Raw genomic sequence first — 2,759 nt, forward strand, 5'->3', positions numbered from 1 at the left:
ATTTACATTTTTATACAGTTCTTATATGAAAGAAACTGAATAGATTAATTGCTGTCCCCAAAACTTGACAAAGAGCCAATAAAAAAAGTAGAGGGTCTTACATATCCTCTACTTTTTGTTTATGTTATTCATTAAATATGATCTCGAATGAGCCCAATAACACGCCCCTCAATGACACAATTTCGCGTGATAATAGGTTCAAAGTCTTCATTTTCTGGCATTAAACGAATATAATCAGCTTCACGATAGAAACGTTTAACTGTAGCCTCATCATCAATGCGGGCTACAACAATATCACCATTATTGGCGGTGGATTGATTACGAACTATAAGTAAGTCCCCCTCGTACATACCTATATCTCTCATAGATTCACCACGCACACGTAATAGAAAGCATTCTGATGTTCCTAATAGGGCAGTGGGTAATACGAATTCATCCTCACGGTTTTCAATGGCAGTAACGGGAAGTCCTGCTTGTACGGTACCAATCAAAGGCACTCTACGAAGACCAGCCTCAAGAAAATTAAATTCTGCACTGGACGTGACTTCATGTGTTTCTTCATTCATTTCTACTTGGGGAATATCAGGCATGTTTACAACTGTGATGGATCTATTTTTGTTAGCATCACGAGTAATATAGCCAAATTTTTCCAATGTATTCAAGTGACTTTGCACTGTGGAAGTGGAACTCAAGCCCATATAGTCACCAATTTCACGGACACTTGGGCAGCGATACCGTTGTTGTAAACTTTTAATAATAAAATCCAAAATTTTTTGTTGCTTACTATTTATATCTGTTGCAGGACGTCTCAAGGAAATAACCTCTCATTCTAAAATAATACGAAATCTAATCTATACTCTTATTATAAGGATAGTATCGAAAATTGTCAAATATGCGTTCTAAAAAAAATATGCTTGACCAAACATTTGTATGTGTGCTAGAATATACACGTAAACAAACAGATGTACCCTTAATTTTGTTCGATATTGTTAAAGAGGTGTAGAATATGAATAAGATGTTTCGTATAGTAATATTGATAACAATGATATTTGTAGTGAATAGCATAGTCAATACAACAACATTAGAGATGGATTTACAAAATATAAAAACTGTACAAGTTGATGCTGGTGATACCTTGTGGAGTATTTCTCAAAAGGCATTGGCACATACAGAAGATATTGATATTCGCGAGTATATCGTAGCTATAGAGGAAATTAATCATTTACAACATGGCACTGCGTTACGTGCGGGTGAAACTCTAATGATTCCTACATTGAAAGAAAAAACTATGTTCGTTTTTATTACTGCTTGGGCAAATAATTGATATATAGTAAGTATATGTTCTAAAAAATAAGAAAACATACATATTCAAAAAAAGACAAAAAGACTGCATATCCTATGTACCACTCATAGGGCAGTCTTTTTTGTGTCTAAAAAGTGTCCTCTTATTTACGATTAAATATAGAAGATATGGGGTTATCTACAAATTTGTTGGCTTCATTAATATAGCGTCGAACCATATTGACACTATGATGACGTGTTTGTCTCATTATATTACGTTCTTCTACGCCATAATGGGCGGCTGTGGTAGCAAAGCCATGACGTAGACTATGAGCCCCATATAAGGATGGATCTTCACCAATGGCCGCCATATAGTATTTTACAATCTCTGCAATACTTTTATCGCTGATAGCTGTTTTGCGTAGGCTCATACTTTTTGTAAATCCTCGAAAAATAGGACCTGTAGTAATAGGAATAAATCGTAGCCATGCTTTTACGGCTCTTACGGCACATAATGCTTCATTATCTATATAAGGTATTGCTACAATGGCACCTTGACCTTCTTGGTCAGCTTTTGAGCTTGATACGAAGATTTCTAGACCTTGTGGCAGAAACTTTAATGATTCTACAGTTAATGCTGATAATTCGCTACGTCGAAAGGCTCCCATAAATCCTAATAATAAAATAGCTTTATCACGGAGCTTTTGTATTGGAGCTATATCAGCCGTTTCCATATAGTCTATGATATCCATAAGATCATCCAGTTGTACAGGCGTTTTACCTTGTTGATATGTACCTAAGGAGCGACGGATACCTCGCATAGCTTGTTTAACGATAGGAGCGCTACAAGGGTTACTTTCAATTCCAGAAGCATTAAAGTTTTCCGATAAAGCGCTAATGCGACGTGATATGGTATTAGCTTTAGCATAGTCAGCTAAATCATTGATATAATTGACAATAATTTCTGGTGAACTAGGAAAAAAGGATTCCTGTTTATGTTGACACCAATCCACAAAATCCATCCAATCAGATTCGTAGGCATCTACTGTATTTTCTGCCTTAGATAATAGAATACTAGATTTTGCTTTGTCACTAAGCTTAGAGTTGTTCATGATCTCTTTATAATTACGTAAATAGAAGTGTGTGTTAGATTGACTCATAAAGGCCTCAAACGGGCTACATAGTAGTATTTATAACTATATAGCTATTTTTTAACTAAAAAAATACTTCCGATAATATATCGTTATCGGAAGTAATTATATCATAAGCCAAAATAAATGGCAAATATGCTGTTTTTACCAATAGTTTATATACTTAGTCATGACAGTGTAAAATATTTTGTGTAAACATGTTTAGTTAGTATTAAAAAAAGAACTGAACTTCTTTAAGATTTAAGTGTCTAATAAAAATCACAGAAAGAAGGTTCAGTTCTTATGACTAATACTAACACAAATTTATTAAATGCACTACCAGTAAAT

Annotated in this window: 3 protein-coding genes; 1 reads left to right on the forward strand and 2 read right to left on the reverse strand. The window is 34.4% G+C overall.

The annotated features are described in order from the left end of the window. Positions 1 to 131: 131 nt before the first annotated feature. Positions 132 to 812: a transcriptional repressor LexA gene (gene lexA, locus EO125_RS09655; RefSeq protein ID WP_127148714.1), complete on the reverse strand. Its 681-nt coding sequence runs from the start codon at positions 810 to 812 to the stop codon at positions 132 to 134. Positions 813 to 1,006: 194 nt separating this feature from the next. Here lexA and EO125_RS09660 point away from each other — a divergent pair, with 194 nt between their 5' ends. Then, a complete protein-coding gene (locus EO125_RS09660; protein WP_127148715.1) occupies positions 1,007 to 1,324 on the forward strand; it encodes a LysM peptidoglycan-binding domain-containing protein in 318 nt (105 codons plus the stop codon). Positions 1,325 to 1,445: 121 nt separating this feature from the next. On the opposite strand, the gene EO125_RS09665 is transcribed toward EO125_RS09660, so the two are convergent. Further along, complete coding sequence (locus tag EO125_RS09665) at positions 1,446 to 2,441, reverse strand: site-specific integrase (protein WP_127148716.1); 996 nt, start codon at positions 2,439 to 2,441, stop codon at positions 1,446 to 1,448. Positions 2,442 to 2,759: the final 318 nt, after the last annotated feature.

Source organism: Veillonella sp. VA139 (genome assembly GCF_003992005.1).
Taxonomy (GTDB): Bacteria; Bacillota; Negativicutes; order Veillonellales; family Veillonellaceae; genus F0422.

Excerpts from the sequence above, each read along its gene's own strand:
- EO125_RS09660 (WP_127148715.1), top strand. The coding sequence starts at position 1,007 with ATGAATAAGATGTTTCGTATAGTAATATTGATAACAATGATATTTGTA.
- EO125_RS09665 (WP_127148716.1), bottom strand. The coding sequence starts at position 2,441 with ATGAGTCAATCTAACACACACTTCTATTTACGTAATTATAAAGAGATC.